Here is a 17,451-nt window from a genome sequence, read left to right on the forward strand (position 1 = left end):
CGCTTGCGCCGCTGCCCGGGTTTCCCCCGGTCGCGCTAACGCTTACCGGGGCGACACATTTACTGCAGTCTCGCCAGTAGCCCGAATAAGCGTCGCGCTATCCGGATTACAGGTTATTGATCTTCGATTAACAGCGCTTCCAGCAGGTCGAGATCGTGCAGCAGCTTCTGCAGCGTCTCGTTACTGATCTGCCGGGTGGCGCGCAGATGATACAGCTCTCCGCGTTCAGAGCGCAGCGCCGCCAGGCGGAAGCGGCGCTCGAGGCTCTCCTCCAGCATAGAGGTTTCCACGTCGTTACGACCATCGACGCGGCGGCGCAGGTTACCGATCACCCGCGAACTGACTTCGGTCAGCAGCTGGTTATCGATATTCTCTTTGGTATCTGCCGCCAGCCGCTCTTCCATCTTCTGGATCGCCACAATCGCCACGTCTGCCGTCGCTGCGCGCGCCAGTCGTTCCTCTTTCCGCTGCTGCACGTTGTCACTCGATTCAATGTGGCGCAGCAGGATCGGCAGCGCAATCACCCCGACGAACAGCGAGAACAGGATCACCCCGGCGGCGAGGAAAATCAGCTCATAGCGCGCAGGGAAAACATTCCCGTCCGGCAGCAACAGCGGAATCGAGAGCACACCGGCGAGGGTAATCGCCCCGCGCACCCCGGCCACAGAGGAGATCAGCAGCTCGCGGGTGGTCCAGGAGCCAAACTCCATCGGTTTCTTCTTCAGGAAGCGCTGACTAAGCTTACGCATCGACCACAGCCAGCCAAAACGCACCAGCATCAGCGCGGCATAGATCAGGATGATGTCGGTAAACAGCATCCAGGTCTCGACGTTGGGGTCAGCTTCCGCCGCCACCAGCGAGCTGGAGAGGATATCCGGCAGCTGCAGGCCCAACAGCAGGAAGACCATGCCGTTGAAGACAAATTCCAGCATCGCCCAGGTGCTGTTAGCGCGCAGACGCATGGCCAGCGGCGCGGTACGCATCACGCCGGAACGGGTGATGGTCATCCCCGCCGCCACCGCCGCCAGGATACCGGAGACACCGATATGTTCGGCAATCAGATAGGAGGCAAACGGCAGCAGGAACAGCAGGACAATCTGCGTGGCGGGTTCATCCCCGCCCCAGCGGCTGAGGAAACGCATCGAACGGCCATACGACCAGCTCACCACAAACCCGGCCAGCACGCCGCCGATCGCCACCTTCAGAAATTCTACGGTCGCGCCGCCAACGGTAAAGACCATAGTGCCCATCGCCACCGCGACGGCAAACTTGAGCGAAACCAGACCAGAGGCGTCGTTCATTAACGCCTCCCCCTGCAGAATGCCCATGATTTTTTTCGGTATCCGCCCTTCCCCGACGATGCCGGAGAGCGCCACGGCATCGGTCGGCGAGAGTACGGCCGCCAGCGCGAACGCCGGGATCAGCGGAATGCCAGGCACAATCCAGTAGATCAGAAAGCCGATGCCGACCACCGTCACGACGACCAGCGCCAGCGCCAGACCAAGGATCTCCCGCCCGTGTTCAATAAACTCACGGGTCGGCGTTTTCCAGCCGTCGGCGAACAGCAGCGGCGGGATAAACAGGACCAGAAACAGCTCTGGATCAAATTCAACGTGCAAACCGAAGGTCGGCCATGCCAGAAGCGCGCCAATGGCGATTTGCATCAGTGGGAGTGGAACCTGAAAGGGCAGTACACGCGTCACTACCCCGGACAGTGAGACCACGAGGGTCATGATGAGGATGGTAAAGAATATTTCCATGTGTTCCCTGTTTGCTGCGTTTTCTTTTATACCTGTGAGGCGTCGTGCCTGTGAATCATACGCTACCCAGATTAACGCAAATGGAAACAGGATGTGGCTTAAAAATAAAACGGGCGGCCTGAGCCGCCCGTGAGGAGCACGAAGGGTTTAAATCGCCCAACCGCCCGCGTAAAACGCCACCAGCGCCACGGCGATAATTACCGTACCGAGGTTCAGCTTGCGCCACTCGCCGGAGACCAGACGGCCAATCACCAGGGTAGCGAAACCGATCATGATGCCGGTCACGATGTTACAGGTCAGCACGATAAACACCGCGGTGATCAGGCCAGCCATCGCGTCAACGAAGTCGTTGAAATCGATTTTTGCCACGTTGCTCAGCATCAGCAGGCCGACGTACATCAGCGCCGGCGCGGTCGCGTAGGCCGGTACCAGATAAGAGAGCGGGGAGAGGAACAGGATCAGCAGGAACAGGACACCGACCGTCACCGCGGTCAGACCGGTTTTACCGCCAGCCGCGGTACCCGCCGCCGATTCGATATACACCGCCGCTGGCGCCGCGCCAACTAAACCGGAGAAGACGCTGCTCAGGGAGTCGGTGGTCAACGCTTTACCGCCGTTGATGATCTGTCCGTCTTTGTCCAGCAGGTTTGCCTGGCCGGCCACCGCGCGGATAGTACCGGTGGCGTCAAAGACCGCCGTCATCACCAGCGCCAGCACGCTGGGCAGCACGACCGGGTTCAGCGCGCCGATGATGTCGAGGCTGCCGATCAGCGAGTTGCCTTTATCATCGCTCAGGGATGGCATGGCGAAAATACCGGAGAAATGGACGTTCGGATCGAAAATCAGGCCCACAATCGACACGCCAATAATGGTCAGCAGAATGCCGCCCGGCACCTTCATTTTTTCCAGACCAATGATCACCGCGAGGCCAATCAGCGACATCACCACCGGGAAACTGGCAAATTTGCCCAGCGCCACCGGCAGACCGTCCAGCGGATTTTTGATCACCAGACCAACGCCGTTAGCGGCGATCAGCAGCAGGAACAGGCCAATCCCGATCCCGGTACCATGCGCCACGCCCTGCGGCAGGTTGCGCAAGATCCAGCTGCGGATGCCGGTCGCGGAAATCACCGTGAACAGGACACCCATCAGGAATACCGCGCCGAGGGCCACCGGAATACTGATCTGCTGCCCCAGCACCAGGCTGAAGGCGGTGAAGGCGGTCAACGAAATGGCGCAGCCGATAGCCATCGGCAGATTTGCCCATAACCCCATCACCAGCGAGCCAACGCCCGCCACCAGACAGGTCGAGACAAACACCGCGGCCGGCGGGAAGCCCGCTTTACCGAGCATGCCCGGCACCACGATGACGGAGTAAACCATCGCCAGAAAGGTAGTAAGACCTGCAACAATCTCCTGACGCACGGTGCTACCGCGCGCCGAAATTTTAAACCAGGCGTCTAATGAACCGCCGGTACGCGCTGAAGGCGTAGACATAGAAAACTTCCCCTGAAAATTTTTATTGTTCGTTGATATGCGTGGTGGACCCTCCACTGCCAGTTAAACGCGATCTCCTTGTACCGAATCGCAGCGCCAGGGGGGCTGCAAAAAAGCAAACGTTTAACTCCGCGCATACACTACGGTGTGTCAACCTTATCTCCTCCCCCTGGATAGCAGAAAAAAGAGGGAGCAAAACAGAAAGGCAAACGATTATCCGGCCTTTAGATAACCCTTTTCAACCGATGTTTATCGTATTTCGCTAAATTTCGCTTATGACGAGCAGAAAATAACCAGACGATGCGCAAACGTTATCGTCTATGCGCAATCCGCTAACAAATTTTTAGTGAGTTGCTTTCATTTGTCGGCGTCATCGGATCCGCTGATACCTCAGGCGCCGGGTAAGGTGAAGGGACCGCCGCGCTCGATGGCCCGCTGCCAGGCCGGACGCTGCTCCACCCGCTGTCGCCAGGCCTCAATATGGACAAGGTCATGCACGCCACCGCGCGCCAACAGCGCCATCACCGGGAAGCTCATCTGGATATCGGCCATACTTAGACGCTCGCCGGCAAACCATGGCCGCGTGGCAAGATGGTCGTCAATAAACCGCGCATGGGTGGCCAGCTGGGGATCCAGCCACGCTTTCTGAATGCCCTTGCCCAGCAGGGCGCCCAGAGAGCGGACGCCAAAGGGCACAGGGGGTTTACCCAGGCTGACGAACACCAGCTTCATTAACAGCAGCGGCATCAGCGAGCCTTCGGCATAGTGCAGCCAGAAGCGGTACTGCAGTTTGTCCTCTATCGCCTGCGGCTTCAGCAGCCCGCCGCTGTCCCAGGTCTCCTGCAAATACTCGAGAATGGCCCCGGACTCCGCCAGCACATAGCCGTTGTCTTCCAGCACCGGCGATTTCCCCAACGGATGGACTTTCTTCAGCGCCGCCGGCGCCAGCATCGACTTTTCCCGCTGATAGCGGACTATCTGATAAGGCAGCTGCAGCTCTTCCAGTGCCCACAGTACGCGTTGCGATCGTGATTGATTAAGATGGTGTACCGTCAGCATGGGCCTCTCCCGTGGTTTGTTCAAATTAACTATAGGAACAGGCGCTCATTGCCGGGAAAATTTCGGCAAAATAGTGAGGAAAAAATGACGGCAGCTGCCATAGTTAAAGTGTCGACGCAAACCGGAACCTCCATCAACAGATTGCGCAATACTGAGGGACGTCGATGTCGGGGGAAACCCTCTCGTGAACCAGCGAGATAATGCGAAAGACAAAGACCGGAAAACAACTAAAGCGCCCAGTTGTGGCGCTTTAGTTTTATTATTCCTCTTCCAGCAGCCGGGCGCCGGTCCCCTCTTCCCCCAGCTTATCGCCCGGGTTGCGCAGCGGGCAGTCGCGCCGTGATAAACAGCCGCAGCCGATACAGCCGTCGAGCTGGTCGCGCAACGCCGTCAGGGTATGAATACGCCGGTCCAGCTCCTCACGCCACTGCGATGACAGCATCTTCCACTCTTTTGCGCTGAGGTTGTGCCCTTCCGGCAGTACGCCAAACGCGTCGCCGATGGTCGCCAGCGGGATGCCGATGCGTTGCGCAATTTTGATAATCGCCACCGCGCGCAGGACATCGCGCCGGTAGCGCCGCTGGTTGCCGGCATTCCGCTGGCTATGGATCAGGCCTTTACTCTCATAAAAATGGAGAGCCGAGACCGCCACGCCGGTTCGTTTTGCCACTTCCCCGGGCGTCAGCAGCATTTTGATGCGGGGTGATTTCTTTTCCATAAAGCGCTTTACCTCAAGTTAACTTGAGGAATTATACTCGCCCGCAGACAAAACGACGAATCGAGAATTGAGAGAGGCCGCTTTATGTCCCATCAGGATATTATTCAAACACTGATTGAATGGATTGATGAACATATCGATCAACCACTTAACATTGATATAGTCGCCAGAAAGTCAGGATACTCGAAATGGTATCTGCAGCGGATGTTCCGTACCGTAATGCATCAGACGCTGGGTGATTATATTCGTCAGCGCCGCCTGCTGCTGGCGGCGGAAGCGTTGCGAACCACTCAGCGACCTATCTTTGATATCGCGATGGATCTGGGCTACGTCTCGCAGCAAACCTTCTCCCGGGTGTTCCGCCGCGAGTTCGACCGCACTCCCAGCGACTACCGCCATCAGATCTCCGCGTGACGCGGCGGCTGAGGCCTGCTTATGGGCGTGGGAGCATTCGCTAACCACTGCATAAACTCCCGCGCCGGCATGGCTTTCGCAAACAGCCAGCCCTGACAAAATTGCACGCCGCGCTTGTAGAGCCAGCTTACCTGCTCCGGGGTCTCCACCCCTTCCGCGATAGTTTTTAAACGCAGCCCGCGCGCCATCTCAATGATGTGCTCAGCGATCAGATGGCTGGTGTTGTTGGTGGTCAGCGTATCAACGAAGGTTTTATCGATTTTGAGGATATCGACATTCAGCGCGTGCAGATTATGCAGATTCGAGTAGCCGGTACCAAAATCATCGATCGCAATCTCATAGCCTGCTTCGCGGAACGCCTGGATCACCGGCGTCGTTTTCGCCACGTCGATAAACCCGCGCTCGGTCACTTCGATTTTGATCTGTCCGATGCAGACCGCATAGCTGTGCGCTTTCTCACTGATCTGGGAAATCAGCCGCGCCGAGTGGAAATCGGACGCAGAGAGATTGATCGCCACATACAGCTGCGGATGGCTGGCAAGAAACTCACCCATTTCATAAAACAGCTCGTCCACCACGTAGTCCGTGATCTGGGCAATCATGCCTTCATTTTCCGCCAGCGGGATAAACTCCGCCGGGTTCATCACCGGGCCATCAAACCCCGGCCATCGCAGTAGCGCCTCCGCCCCGACGCAGCGGTTATTTTTAATATCGATAATCGGCTGGTAGTGCAGCCGCAGCTGGCGGCAGCTCAGAGCCCGCTGTAGCATATTGCGCGGTGAGTGATATTGGCGGCGGGTTCGTGTCCACACCAGCACCAGTAAAATACTGCAAATGATCCCCAGCGGCAGCGTCAGGCTCGCCTGGTCACAGAAGTTGTGGTAGTAGCTGGCCCGGGAGGTGGACATGATGACCGCGATCGGCCGGATAGCGGAGCGGGCTATCGTATACACCCGACCATTCTGATTAAAAAAAGCATCGCCTTCGCGAATTAACGCCTGGAGTTCGGCGGGCTCAACATTATTACTCAGCGAGAAAAAGAGGTTGGTTTTAGTATCGAAAACGCCATAGGCTAAATCGCGGTCGCTGGCAATCACCGAGCTGAACGAGTAGGGGTTGACCACCACCACATAGGGCCCCTTCTGCATATAATTCATGGCAAAGCCCGGGTAAAACGGCGTATCCCGATAGTAGTAAATCGCCACATCCGGCTTTTTGGTGTAATTCGCCGCGGGCATCCGCCAGCCGGTCTCGGGATGAGCGGACGTTGAACAGATAAAGCGCTGACCGTTGGCGTAGATCAGATCTTCTACATACAGCAGACCGCGAACAATATGCAGTAAATAACGCTGGTGCTCCGCTGAGCATAGCTCACCACGATACCGGCTGGCTTTAAACCGCGCCTGATCCGCTTCCCGGATGACCATTTCTGTTTTTTGCAGCGCCAGCTGCGAAAATGAGTGCAATTGATCAATGGTTTCGGCTTTGGCCCGCAGCTGGGCAAACCACAATGCCAACATCACCGGCAATAAAATAACCAGCCCCATTCCGACAAGTCTGAGCGCCTTATGCGGCGCACTGTCAGCCATTTACGCTTTCATCCATGCGATATGCCTTAATTAAGGTAGCCCGAACACGTTAGCAATCGCGACTGCGATAGACATCAGCAGATATCTGCCAGCCCTTCAGGGCGTCAGCTTTTCAGCTGGTGGTGTTGAATAATACTTATTTATCAGGTATTCGAAAGATATTCTCGTCAGATTAAGAATAGACGCGCATCTGACTCGGTTTCTCCGTGTAATAAACAGGAACTGGTAATAAAACCCGCAGAATAATAATCATTAGCAAGAGAATGAAAATAAGATAATCGGGTTTTGCTTACCTATATCCACACAAAATTAAAGCTTATTCAGCGCAGCGAAAGCTCATTTTTTGGCTGGCGAATAAAGCACCAAGTGTGATATAGTTCACACAAGTTGATGAAACAGAAATGACGTTTCATCACTCTCTAGTTTGCCAGTCGAGACCAGAGCGCTATGCCATCGTCAGTCGCGCCAGGTCATCCATGGCTCCCCGACTTTCTTTGAGGATAGGTTAATGGCTTCCATTACTACCAGTGTCGTTTTGTTGCGCTGGCCCCTGGTGAGCGCGGTACTGATGTTTCTCGCCAGCTCGTTGAATATCCAGTTACGGAAAAGCGATTATGCCGGTCTGGCAGTGATCTGCAGCTGCCTCGGCCTTGCCGCCGCCTGCTGGTTCGCCACCGGTTTGCTGGGCATCACCCTGATCGATATCGCAAAAATCTGGGGTAATATCAAAGATGTGATGATTGAGGTCATGAGTCAGACGCCGCCAGAATGGCCAATGATGATGACCTGAGGTTAAAAAGCTTCCCACCGGGAAGCTTTTTCGTTTTCTACGGTCCTTACTTCCCCAGTTTCGCCATCATCTCCGGGCGCATAAATTTATGGATCACCACCATAAAGAGCAGCGATGGCACCAGCAAAATCAGCGCCGTAATCGACGAGACCTGATAGTTACCCGACATGCTGGCGTTATAGAGCAGTAGCGGCAGCGTGGTGATATCCGGCGCGCCGACAAAGAAGGTGCCGGTAAACTCATCCAGCGACTCCAGAAAAACGAAGATGCTGGCGGCAACGATCCCCGGCGCCGCCTGCGGCAGCACAATGTGCCAGAAGGTATACACCGGTCCGGCGCCAAGGTTACGCGACGCCCGCGCCAGCAGCGGGTCGATGGATGAGAAGGCTGCCACACAGATCCACACCGAATACATCAGGCCGTGGACGCTATGCACCAGCACCACCCCCGCGATACTGCCGTTCAATCCCCACTGATAAAACAATCGGGCAACATTCATGTATACCGTCAGGTTGGGAAAGGCCTGCGGGATGAGAAACAGCAGCATAAACAGCACCCGCAGCGGCATTTTCCGCCGGGAAAGCGCATAGCCGGCGGGGACGGAAATCAGCAAACAGACCCCCACCGATAACAGGGCGATCAACACGCTGGTTAACAGCGAACCGGACACATCGCTGTATGGATTGAAAACCTGATACCAGTACTTCAACCCCCACTGACTGGGCAGCGAATGGGGAAAATACCAGCTTTCCGCTACGGTCCAGATCAACAGGTTCAGCAACGGGCCAAACATCGCCAGCAGCATAAACAGCAGCAGCAGGGTCTGCAGCGCCAGGCTGGCGCGCACTTTACGGCGCCCTTTTATCCACCATGACGGGGATGAGGCGAGAGTCAGCGCTTTCATGATTCCCCTCCTTTTTGCTGCAGGCTGTGGCGCAGGTAAAACCACGACAGCGCGCCGCAGATCGCCAGCGACACCACACCCAGCGCATTCGCCACCGCGTAATCGCCATAGGAATTCACGCGAAACGCCATATCCACCGTCAGCATCGTCGGCGTTCCGACGCCGATCATCAACGGTACCGACAGCACCGACATCATGGTCACCGTCGACAGCACCAGCGCCACGCCGATGGTCGGCAGGACCTGCGGCAGCATGATATCGAACAGGATCCGCGGCCGGGAGGCGCCAAGGTTACGCGCAGCAAGGATCTGCGACGACTCCAGCGCCGCCATCGCTCCGCAGATCAGCAGCGTGGCAAAGGCCAGTTGCTTCCAGACAAAGGTGATCACTATCCCTTTCCATCCCAGCCAGGAGAGCGTCTCCAGCGGTGTGACCAGGTCGGCCGCCACCAGCGCATTGTTCATCAGGCCATTTTTGGCGAGAAAAGTGCGCATCATCTGGGCGACAACGATAAACGGAATAAACAGCGGTAAGCGATACAAAAAACCCAGCAGACGAACAACGGGTCGGCACGGTGACAGCGCAATCACTGCCGACAGGGTAATGGCGATCAGCGCTAACAGCGCCACTGAGACCAGTACGATAATCAGCGAAAAGAGCACATCACTGGCGTAAAGCGCATAGACCTTGCGGAAGTGATCGAGCGTGAACGGCTGTCCCGGCGCGGTAAACGCCGAGACCAGCGAAAACCCCAGCGGATACAAAAACAGGATCGCGATCATCAGCGCCGCCGGAGCAACCAGCAGCAGATATTTTAATGAACTGGACATAATGCACCTGGCGTCAGCACAAGAAAGCGCCCGGGCCGACAACCCGGGCGGGAGAAGGCGTTAGTTGGCCACCTGGCTTTCGTAACCCTCTTTGATGTCGTCAAAATAGGGAGCGATCGGGAAGCTTTTGCCATACTTTGCCAGCGCTTCCGGCGAGATTTCGGCAAACAGCTTTTGCCAGGTCGCCGTATCCAGCTTCGGCTTCACCTGGCCGGCGTCGATGCCCGGATACCAGTTAAACTGCTTAACGATCCCCTGCGCCTGCACTTCCGGGCTGGTGGCCAGCGCGATAAAGTCGCGCGCCAGCTGCGGATTCGCCGCCTTCGCCGGGATGACGTAATACATCGGCTGACCCGGCATACCCGGCGCCAGTAAAGCAAGCTTGATCGAGGGCGGCAGCTTGCCCTGATCTTTCCAGCTATAGAACATATCGACCCACACCGGGCCCATGGCGATTTCCCCCCGGCTCAGCATGTCGAGCGTCCCGGCGTTGCCCGGGGTGAAAGTCACGTTTTTATTGAACGCCTTCAGCTTCTCATAGGCCTGCTGCCAGCCTTTTTCGACGCTTTTATCATAGGGCCCAGCGGAGAGACGCTGGGCGTCGGTCCCGTAGGCGTAGATCCAACCCACCACAAAGCTGACGCCAGACATGCCGTTTTTGATGCCGTTATAGCCAAAAGCCTGCGGATGTTTCTGCGTCCAGGCCACCAGCTCGTCATACGACGCCGGTGGGGTAGTGACCAGATCGCTGTTCCAGGCGATAGCGGTCTGGCTTAAGAACATCGGCATGACGTATCCGTCGACGTTAACGCCCAGCGCCTGAGTGGCGCTCGGCGAACTCACCATGCCGCCGGTCTGAATATCCTGACGGTATTTTTGCAGTAATCCCTTTTCCACCTGCTCACCGCCCGCCTTCTGGTGCACTACCGCGACGTCGATATCCCACTGCTGCGCGCCGCTCTCCTGCTGGGCCGTTAGCTTCTCGCTAATTTTATTCGACCCGGCGTCGCCGGGGCCGGTACCGATCACCCGCACCTTGACGCCGGGATGAGCGGCTTCAAATTTTGGCCCCAGCCAGGTTTTTACATAATCCACCATATTCTGATCGCCCGCGGTGGCGACATTCAGAATGGTGTCGGCCTGTGCGCCAAGGCTCAGGAAGAGGGTCGTTACGATCGCTGCTTTCGTCTTAGTCAACATGGATTGTCCCCAGAATGAACACGCTGATATCACTGTGATAGTGGTAAAGGAAAAATATGCAGGGCCGGCGTTGGCACATGGAGCCGAACGCGGCTTTTTGTCGGCCAGCACTGCGCGGCATCGGCCAGTAGCAGGCGGTCATGACAGCGCACGCTGTGGCGATACAGATTGCCCAGAAACGCGCTTTGCTCCACCACGCCCTCCAGAGCAAGTCCCTCCTGCGGCGCAGGCTGCGTTAATTCAGCGAGCGCGGCATCAGCGCTGCGAAAATAAATAACTTTTTCCCCCTGCTGAGCGGCGGATAAACCGGATATTGCGGCAGCGGATAATTCACCGGAGGTTATTTTATTATCGGCGCCCATAAAATCAGCGACGAAGGGCGTCGCAGGATGTTGATATATTTGTTCCGGGGTGCCAGTTTGTTCAATACGCCCCTGATTTAATACCGCAATGCGGTCCGCCATCACTAAGGCTTCCTGCTGATCGTGGGTGACAATTAATGACGTGAAACCCAGTCTCTTTTGCAGAGATTTAATTTCATGGCGCACATTCAGGCGCACTTTGGCATCCAGATTAGATAACGGCTCATCCAGCACCAGCACCTGGGGCTCTATGGCCAGGGCTCTTGCCAGCGCCACCCGCTGCCGCTGACCGCCCGACAGTTCGGTCACTTTCACCTCGCCAAGTCCCTCAAGATTCACTATTCGCAGCAGCTCCGCCACCCGCCGCGCGATATCCGCCCCGCGCCATTTGCGCAGTTTCAGGCCATAGCCGATATTGCGCGCTACCGTCAGGTGCGGCCACAGGGCGTAGCTTTGAAACACCATGGTGATATTGCGCTGCTCCGGCGCAAGATGGGTGATCGTTCGACTGGCAATCGCCATCTCGCCGCTTTGCACCGGAATAAAGCCGCAGAGCGCGTTCAGCAGCGTGGTTTTTCCGCATCCCGACGGACCCAGCAGGGCAATCATTTCCCCTTGCTCGACCGCCAGATCGATATTATGTAAAACCACGTTATCGCCATAACTAATTTTAAGGCCGGTGATCTGTAAATAACTCATATTCGCTACCTGAAAGCGCTGCTGCGGCATTTTTTTAGCAAGGTGAACACGTGTTCATTTGGCTGTAAAAAAAATGCAACGTTAACTCGACATGATGTGAGCCTACTTTGTCGGGTATTTATGACAATTTAATTAAGCGGCAAAAAATTTTGGCGAGGGTCAATGAAAATAGATGTGCTTGGCTGCGGGAGCGCCTTTTCCTGCACGCAAAATACCTCCGCGCTGCGGGTGATCGACGCGGACAACAAACAGTGGTTAATCGACTGCGGCCCCACCGTTCCCCGCGCACTCTGGCAGCGCGGCGGTGGGGTCAATGATATTGACGCAATCTACTTCACCCACGTCCATCCGGATCACTGTACCGGTCTGACGGCGCTGCTGAATTACTGGAAAAGTGGCTCCCGTCAGAAGCCGCTGATTATCTACTGCCAGCCAGCGCAGCAGCCGGTGCTCATGCAGCTGGCCGCGCTGGCGAACTGGCCTCAGGCGGACCCTGGTTTCACCATCGACTGGCAGGAATGCCGCGAAGCCTGGACGTGGCAGGACTGGCAGATCCGCACCGCCGCCACCCAGCATGAGCTGAGTAATCGCGCCATCCGCATCACCATTGCCGGGCAGACGCTGTTTTACAGCGGCGATGGCCGGCCAACCGCCGACTCGATAGCCCTGATGGCCGGCGCCGGGCTGGCGTTTCAGGAGTGTGCCTCAGTGGCGGCCCTTGACGACGATGCTTCTCATGGCGATTTCCCCTCCTGCCTGATGCTGTTCAGAACGCTGCAGCTCCCGGCGCTGGGGCTCTATCACTGCGAGGACGCCGCCCTGTCGGCGCTGAAGCAAGCCTGTCAGCCGTGGCAGGGATTATTCGTGTCGCAGGATGGGGACCACTTTACGCTGCCGCGTCCCGCATTCGCCGATGAGGCGCATGCCCTATGAGCCCACGTAAACCCAGCGTCACCGCCCAGGATGTGGCCAGACTGGCCGGCGTCTCGCGGGCGGTGGTGTCACGCGCGCTGAGCAGCAACGGCAGCATCTCTCCCGACGCCCGGGCGCGGGTGCTGCGCGCCGCCGAAGAGCTGGGGTACCAGGTTAACTTTCTTGCCCAGGGGCTCAATCGCCAGCGCAGCCACTTAATCGGCGTGATCGTCTCGCGCATCAGCGATCCTTTTCGCAGCGCCCTGCTTGATGCCCTGCTCAACGAGATCCAGCGCCAGGGCTTTCAGGCGCTGGTGAGCGAGATCCACAGCGAGCAGGACCTGGCGCACACCCTGCGCCGTTTCACGCAGTTTCGCGTCTCCGGCGTTATCGTCACCTCCGGCCAGCCGCCGGAGGCGTTGGTGAACGAGTGCGTCCAGCAGCATATCCCGGTAGTGGGCATTAACCGCCAGCCGACGATCCCCGGGGTGGATTATGTCTGCTCTGACAACGTCGCCGGCGCCGAACTGGCGGCCGACCAGCTGCTGCGCAGCGGCTGCCGGCGGTTTGGCTGGCTCAACCACTCGCCTTCCACCTGGGCCGGGCGCATGCGTGGGGAAGCATTCAGCCGGGCACTGCAGGCGCGCGGAGTGGACGTCGAACGCAATCTGGCGATCCTCGCCTGCCCGGAAGAGGGCTATACGGGCGGGTTTCAGGCCGCGGCGCTCGCCGACGAGGCGCTGGAGGGGATCTTCTGCGCTAACGCCCAGATTGCCTGTGGCTTTCTCGATGGAATGCGCCAGCGCGGCAAACAGGCGCCTGAGGATTATCAGTTGATTGGTTTTGATAACACGCCGCCGACCGCGCAATATAGCTACCAGCTCACCACGCTACATCAGGATGTGGCGGCGATCTCCCGCCAGACCCTCGCCCGGCTGCAGGAGCGCACCGTCGACCCTTTACAACCTTCACGCACCACCTGGGTGGAGGTGACATTAATTCACCGGCGCACGTCGCCCTTTATTATCTGAGAGCAAGACCATGACGGAAGCACAACGAGAGTCATTATGCGCCTTGATTCGCCAGGCAGGCGCCCACGCCCAGGCGCTGCGCGATGCGGGATTGCAGGTCGATAAAAAATCGCGCCAGGACTTTGTTTCGCAAGCAGATCTCGCGGTAGAACAGGAGATTAAAGGGTGGCTGAAGGCGCACTTTCCGCAGGAGGGTTTCCTCGGTGAAGAGAGCGGTTTCGAAGGCGATGAGCACACCGTCTGGGTGCTTGACCCCGTGGATGGCACCACCAACTTTATCCTTGGCATGGATTACTGGTGCATCTCACTGGCGAGAGTGTGCCAGGGCGAACTCTCGTTCGGCATCATCTACGCCCCCGATCGCAATGAGTTTTTCTTCGCCGGCCGCGGCGAAGGGGCGTTTCTCAACGGTCGTCGCCTGACGCTGCGTGAACCGGATCCCGACGCGGTGGTGATCGGCATGGGGCGCTCCAGCCGCGCCCCGGCCAGCGACTATGCCCGGGCCATCGACACGCTGCTCGACGCCGGCCTGGAGTATCGCCGTTTTGGCGCAGGCGCCCTGATGCTGGCGCATGTCGCTGCCGGTCAGATCCATGGCTATTTTGAAGCGCATATGAACAGCTGGGACGCGCTGGCGGGTATGCTGTTGATTGAGGAGGCGGGCGGAACGTGCAATGCATTTCTCGCCAATGAAGGGCTGCGGCAAGGCAACCTCGTCCTCGCCGGCTGCGCAAGCGTCCAGCCACGAATGGCCGCCCTGCTGGTCAAATAACATCGCGCCGCCGGTAGCCGACCGGCGGCTTTCTCGGGCTAACGCCAGGGTTCACCGCGCGGAATATTATTCGGGCAGCGCTTAATCGCGCAAAAGGACTGGAAAAAACAGGAGTCAGACTGCTTGCCGCCAGCCTGATACGGGCAAGATGGCCGTTCGCGTAATTTCTCCCACTGCGCCTCGTCGTACACCGTAATATTGTAGATTTTTAATGAATGATACTGGTCATTAATTAAAACTCTCGAGGAATAGAGCTTCATCGACTCGCCGGGCAGCAGTATCACATCGGCCTCGTACCACATAATAAATTTTAAGAAACGCAGGCTGGATATTGCCGAAAAGGCGATGCCGGATTGCGGGCAGATGAGAGTATTAAGAATAGTCCATTTCATATTCCTTCCTTATAACAGATGCTACAAATTATTACCTTATATAGTGATAGCATCCATCATTATAAACTGCAAGCACACCTGACAATTATGTGACTTAAGACAATTCCTAACAACATAACCCATTATCGGTAACCTTAATTTTTCATCAAGAGATTAATGGTTAACCTCTATAAAAAAAGAAATAAATTAACCACAGAAAAGAAAATATAATAAAAAATAAGATAATATAAACATAATTGACAAAACGTCTTAGTCCTTGTGGATGAGCCCTCAGCCATGGGTATCAGGTAATGTCGCACACAGCGTCGCCAGCGCCTCGGCTGGCATGGTCAGCAGGGTAATTAATGCCCGGGCAGCGGCTGACTGGCTTTTATGCGGCGGGTAAAGCACCGAGAAAGGCCGTGAACGTCCGGCGAACGCCGGAAGAACAGGAACCAGCTCCCCGCGCGCGATCGCCTCCTGCACAATAAACGCATAGCTCTGACAGATCCCCGCCCCCTGCAGGGCCAGCGAGACCACCCCGAGCACATCATCGGAGACATGCAGAGATGACGTCGGCAGCCAGCTGATATCCCGGCCATCCTCACGAAATACCCATTCGGCGACTTTTCCCGTTGCCGGCATAATAAATGTCAGGCATGAATGATGGCGCAAATCGGCTATTTTACTCAGCGGTCTCGCTGTCGAGCGTAAATAGGCCGGCGAGGCCACCAGACATAGCGCCGCATCTTCCAGCTTTTTTGCCACCAGGCCGCTGTCGGGTAAATGTCCCTGGCGCACCACCAGATCGAAGCCCTCAGCGATAATATCGACATTACGGTTGGTAATATTCAGCTCAATCTGTACGTCGGGGTGCAACTGACGGTACAACGCCAGCCGGGCGGGCAAACGATAGTGTCCCCAGGTGGTGGGGGCGCTCAATTTAACGCGCCCGGATAACGCCCCTTTTTGCCCCTGCGTCTCCCGTTCGGCATTATCCAGCACCTCAAACGCCTGGCGGACCTGACTCAGATAGGCGCTTCCGGCCTCGGTCAGGCTGATCCGACGGGTGGAGCGGCGCAGCAGCTGGCACCCCAGACGCGTTTCAAGACGGGTGACGGCCCGGCTTAACACCGACGGCGTCGACGACAGCGCCACCGCGCCGGCGGTAAACGACCCGCGCTCGGCCACCGCCAGAAAGACTTCTACATCCGCAAGATAATCAAACCGCCGGGCCATTTGGTTCTCCAGAGAACAAATGATTGTCATTCCAGGCATCTTATCTTCCCGAAGGGATTTAATAAAATCGTTTACCGAGGCTTAACCGGGCCATCTGCCCCTCTTTTTTACTGCTTTCTGGAGACCATGATGCATCGTTTTTCACTCTTCGTTCTCGGCCTGCTGTCCCTGGGGCAGACCGCACTGGCGGCCGGGCCTGACGCCCCTGCCCATCTGGCGCTATGGCGCAGTTATACCGGGGTCACCTGGCAGCAGCGCGTCGATGCGCATTCCGTCAATGCGCCCATCGCAGGATTGCACTTTGACGCCGCCGGTCGGGCATTTGTTAGCACCCCACGTCTGATTTCGACCCAGGCGCCCGCCACGCTCAGCCTGCTCGATACCAAGTCCCTGAGCGGCCCGGCACGACTCACCGCCTTTCCGTCCACCGCGGCCAACAGCATCAGCGCCGATCCCCGCACGCACCTGCGCAATGTGCTGGGCTTTTACGTCGATAACCGCAACGGCTGGCTATGGGCGTTAGATCAGGGCTTTGTCGCAGGGGAAAAGACGGCGCCGCCGGGGGCGCAAAAAATCATGATCTATGCGCTCAGCGACGGTCATCTGGTGCAGCGTATTCCGCTCGACAGCGTCGCCGACCGGGAAGGAAGCTTCCTCAACGATATTGTGGTCGATGAGGCGCGCCGGGTGGCGTATATCGCCGACAGCGGCCTGCGCAGCGCGCCGGACAATCAGGCCGGACTGATCGTCGCGGATGCTAACCGTGGGACGGTCCGCCGGGTACTGAACCAGCACCCGGCGTTGATGCCGGTTGCCGGTCTGCAGGTGGTTTCACATGGGGAAACGGTCTGGCCGGGCAACCCCATTATGCTTGGTATCAATGGTATTGCGCTGTCACCGGACCAGGAAACCCTCTACTGGACGGTCACCACCGGTACCACGGCGCGGACCATCGCCACCGCCGCGCTGCGCGATCCCGCGATGAACGAACGCCAGCTCGCCGCGGCCATCCGTACCGCGGGTGAGGTCGGCGGGAATAGCGATGGGATCGTGGTCGATAAGCATGGCGCACTCTATATCACCGATGTGACCCATAACGGTATTGTCCGTTATCGCCCGCAGAGCGGGCGGTTCACCCTGCTTGCCGCTGACGACCGCGTGTACTGGCCCGATACGCCGACTATCGGCCCGGATGGCGCGGTAATGTTCACCGCCAGCCATTTAAACCAACACTTCGCTCAGGCGGTTAAACCGGGAGAAGAGAAATATACCATCTGGAAAGTGGTGCAACCCTGATCCACACG

17 protein-coding genes are annotated in these 17,451 nt (G+C 57.4%); 6 read left to right on the forward strand and 11 right to left on the reverse strand.

Annotated features, from left to right (window positions below):
- Positions 1–113: 113 nt before the first annotated feature.
- From HMPREF3096_RS21340 to soxR, 4 genes are all read right to left on the reverse strand, one after another.
- Positions 114–1,760, reverse strand: a complete 1,647-nt coding sequence (locus HMPREF3096_RS21340) for a Na+/H+ antiporter (RefSeq protein WP_012543172.1) — start codon at positions 1,758–1,760, stop codon at positions 114–116.
- Positions 1,761–1,907: 147 nt separating this feature from the next.
- Positions 1,908–3,257, reverse strand: a complete 1,350-nt coding sequence (locus HMPREF3096_RS21345; RefSeq protein ID WP_008807272.1) for an NCS2 family permease — start codon at positions 3,255–3,257, stop codon at positions 1,908–1,910.
- A gap of 390 nt (positions 3,258–3,647) precedes the next feature.
- Positions 3,648–4,316, reverse strand: a complete 669-nt coding sequence (locus HMPREF3096_RS21350; protein ID WP_032731715.1) for a glutathione S-transferase family protein — start codon at positions 4,314–4,316, stop codon at positions 3,648–3,650.
- Positions 4,317–4,575: 259 nt separating this feature from the next.
- Entirely contained in the window at positions 4,576–5,034 is a 459-nt protein-coding gene (gene soxR, locus HMPREF3096_RS21355; RefSeq protein WP_004206331.1) for a redox-sensitive transcriptional activator SoxR, read from the reverse strand.
- An 84-nt stretch (positions 5,035–5,118) separates the two neighbouring features.
- Between soxR and soxS the strand changes: the two genes are divergently transcribed.
- Positions 5,119–5,448, forward strand: a complete 330-nt coding sequence (gene soxS / locus HMPREF3096_RS21360; RefSeq protein ID WP_004151738.1) for a superoxide response transcriptional regulator SoxS — start codon at positions 5,119–5,121, stop codon at positions 5,446–5,448.
- Here the strand turns inward: soxS and HMPREF3096_RS21365 are convergent.
- Positions 5,433–7,037: an EAL domain-containing protein gene (locus tag HMPREF3096_RS21365; RefSeq protein WP_032731712.1), complete on the reverse strand. Its 1,605-nt coding sequence runs from the start codon at positions 7,035–7,037 to the stop codon at positions 5,433–5,435. The two genes, soxS and HMPREF3096_RS21365, sit on opposite strands and share 16 nt — an antisense overlap.
- 508 nt (positions 7,038–7,545) lie before the next feature.
- On the opposite strand from HMPREF3096_RS21365, the gene HMPREF3096_RS21370 reads away from it, so the two are divergent.
- Positions 7,546–7,827 (forward strand): YjcB family protein, encoded by a 282-nt coding sequence (locus HMPREF3096_RS21370; RefSeq protein ID WP_008807275.1) that lies wholly within the window; start codon positions 7,546–7,548, stop codon positions 7,825–7,827.
- A gap of 46 nt (positions 7,828–7,873) precedes the next feature.
- Here the strand turns inward: HMPREF3096_RS21370 and HMPREF3096_RS21375 are convergent, their stop codons facing one another.
- Genes HMPREF3096_RS21375 through HMPREF3096_RS21390 form a run of 4 tightly spaced genes read right to left on the reverse strand, consistent with a single transcriptional unit; the run spans position 7,874 to position 11,822 of the window.
- Entirely contained in the window at positions 7,874–8,731 is an 858-nt protein-coding gene (locus HMPREF3096_RS21375; protein WP_008807276.1) for an ABC transporter permease, read from the reverse strand.
- The gene (locus HMPREF3096_RS21380) at positions 8,728–9,561 is read right to left on the reverse strand and encodes an ABC transporter permease (RefSeq protein WP_008807277.1); all 834 of its coding nucleotides are present in this window, start codon (positions 9,559–9,561) and stop codon (positions 8,728–8,730) included. The genes HMPREF3096_RS21375 and HMPREF3096_RS21380 overlap by 4 nt, the downstream gene beginning before the upstream one ends.
- Before the next feature lie 60 nt (positions 9,562–9,621).
- Positions 9,622–10,761, reverse strand: a complete 1,140-nt coding sequence (locus HMPREF3096_RS21385; protein ID WP_012969155.1) for an ABC transporter substrate-binding protein — start codon at positions 10,759–10,761, stop codon at positions 9,622–9,624.
- A 29-nt stretch (positions 10,762–10,790) separates the two neighbouring features.
- A complete protein-coding gene (locus HMPREF3096_RS21390; protein ID WP_012543175.1) occupies positions 10,791–11,822 on the reverse strand; it encodes an ABC transporter ATP-binding protein in 1,032 nt (343 codons plus the stop codon).
- Positions 11,823–11,984: 162 nt separating this feature from the next.
- Between HMPREF3096_RS21390 and HMPREF3096_RS21395 the strand changes: the two genes are divergently transcribed.
- From HMPREF3096_RS21395 to HMPREF3096_RS21405, 3 genes are read left to right on the forward strand one after another with little or no spacing between them, the layout of a single operon-like run.
- A complete protein-coding gene (locus HMPREF3096_RS21395; protein WP_012543176.1) occupies positions 11,985–12,755 on the forward strand; it encodes an MBL fold metallo-hydrolase in 771 nt (256 codons plus the stop codon).
- Positions 12,752–13,765, forward strand: coding sequence for a LacI family DNA-binding transcriptional regulator (locus tag HMPREF3096_RS21400; protein WP_023323471.1), 1,014 nt, complete (start codon positions 12,752–12,754; stop codon positions 13,763–13,765). The genes HMPREF3096_RS21395 and HMPREF3096_RS21400 overlap by 4 nt, the downstream gene beginning before the upstream one ends.
- A 10-nt stretch (positions 13,766–13,775) precedes the next feature.
- A complete protein-coding gene (locus HMPREF3096_RS21405; RefSeq protein WP_023339416.1) occupies positions 13,776–14,537 on the forward strand; it encodes an inositol monophosphatase family protein in 762 nt (253 codons plus the stop codon).
- A 38-nt stretch (positions 14,538–14,575) separates the two neighbouring features.
- Here HMPREF3096_RS21405 and HMPREF3096_RS21410 read toward each other — a convergent pair whose 3' ends face one another.
- Together HMPREF3096_RS21410 and HMPREF3096_RS21415 are read right to left on the reverse strand one after the other, a co-directional pair.
- The gene (locus tag HMPREF3096_RS21410; protein WP_008807283.1) at positions 14,576–14,929 is read right to left on the reverse strand and encodes an anti-adapter protein IraM; all 354 of its coding nucleotides are present in this window, start codon (positions 14,927–14,929) and stop codon (positions 14,576–14,578) included.
- A 270-nt stretch (positions 14,930–15,199) separates the two neighbouring features.
- A complete protein-coding gene (locus HMPREF3096_RS21415) occupies positions 15,200–16,147 on the reverse strand; it encodes a LysR family transcriptional regulator (RefSeq protein ID WP_022065214.1) in 948 nt (315 codons plus the stop codon).
- Between the two features lie 129 nt (positions 16,148–16,276).
- On the opposite strand from HMPREF3096_RS21415, the gene HMPREF3096_RS21420 reads away from it, so the two are divergent.
- Positions 16,277–17,443, forward strand: coding sequence for an L-dopachrome tautomerase-related protein (locus HMPREF3096_RS21420; protein WP_023323470.1), 1,167 nt, complete (start codon positions 16,277–16,279; stop codon positions 17,441–17,443).
- Positions 17,444–17,451: the final 8 nt, after the last annotated feature.

The organism is Klebsiella sp. HMSC25G12 (genome assembly GCF_001807705.1).
Lineage (GTDB): Bacteria > Pseudomonadota > Gammaproteobacteria > Enterobacterales > Enterobacteriaceae > Klebsiella > Klebsiella variicola.

Bases quoted from the DNA above. Each gene is read 5' to 3' on its own strand.
- soxR (WP_004206331.1), bottom strand. From the start codon at position 5,034: ATGGAAAAGAAATCACCCCGCATCAAAATGCTGCTGACGCCCGGGGAA.
- HMPREF3096_RS21340 (WP_012543172.1), bottom strand. From the start codon at position 1,760: ATGGAAATATTCTTTACCATCCTCATCATGACCCTCGTGGTCTCACTG.
- HMPREF3096_RS21345 (WP_008807272.1), bottom strand. From the start codon at position 3,257: ATGTCTACGCCTTCAGCGCGTACCGGCGGTTCATTAGACGCCTGGTTT.
- HMPREF3096_RS21420 (WP_023323470.1), top strand. From the start codon at position 16,277: ATGCATCGTTTTTCACTCTTCGTTCTCGGCCTGCTGTCCCTGGGGCAG.
- HMPREF3096_RS21400 (WP_023323471.1), top strand. From the start codon at position 12,752: ATGAGCCCACGTAAACCCAGCGTCACCGCCCAGGATGTGGCCAGACTG.
- HMPREF3096_RS21385 (WP_012969155.1), bottom strand. From the start codon at position 10,761: ATGTTGACTAAGACGAAAGCAGCGATCGTAACGACCCTCTTCCTGAGC.
- HMPREF3096_RS21380 (WP_008807277.1), bottom strand. From the start codon at position 9,561: ATGTCCAGTTCATTAAAATATCTGCTGCTGGTTGCTCCGGCGGCGCTG.
- HMPREF3096_RS21375 (WP_008807276.1), bottom strand. From the start codon at position 8,731: ATGAAAGCGCTGACTCTCGCCTCATCCCCGTCATGGTGGATAAAAGGG.
- soxS (WP_004151738.1), top strand. From the start codon at position 5,119: ATGTCCCATCAGGATATTATTCAAACACTGATTGAATGGATTGATGAA.
- HMPREF3096_RS21390 (WP_012543175.1), bottom strand. From the start codon at position 11,822: ATGAGTTATTTACAGATCACCGGCCTTAAAATTAGTTATGGCGATAAC.
- HMPREF3096_RS21410 (WP_008807283.1), bottom strand. From the start codon at position 14,929: ATGAAATGGACTATTCTTAATACTCTCATCTGCCCGCAATCCGGCATC.
- HMPREF3096_RS21350 (WP_032731715.1), bottom strand. From the start codon at position 4,316: ATGCTGACGGTACACCATCTTAATCAATCACGATCGCAACGCGTACTG.
- HMPREF3096_RS21395 (WP_012543176.1), top strand. From the start codon at position 11,985: ATGAAAATAGATGTGCTTGGCTGCGGGAGCGCCTTTTCCTGCACGCAA.
- HMPREF3096_RS21415 (WP_022065214.1), bottom strand. From the start codon at position 16,147: ATGGCCCGGCGGTTTGATTATCTTGCGGATGTAGAAGTCTTTCTGGCG.
- HMPREF3096_RS21405 (WP_023339416.1), top strand. From the start codon at position 13,776: ATGACGGAAGCACAACGAGAGTCATTATGCGCCTTGATTCGCCAGGCA.
- HMPREF3096_RS21370 (WP_008807275.1), top strand. From the start codon at position 7,546: ATGGCTTCCATTACTACCAGTGTCGTTTTGTTGCGCTGGCCCCTGGTG.
- HMPREF3096_RS21365 (WP_032731712.1), bottom strand. From the start codon at position 7,037: ATGGCTGACAGTGCGCCGCATAAGGCGCTCAGACTTGTCGGAATGGGG.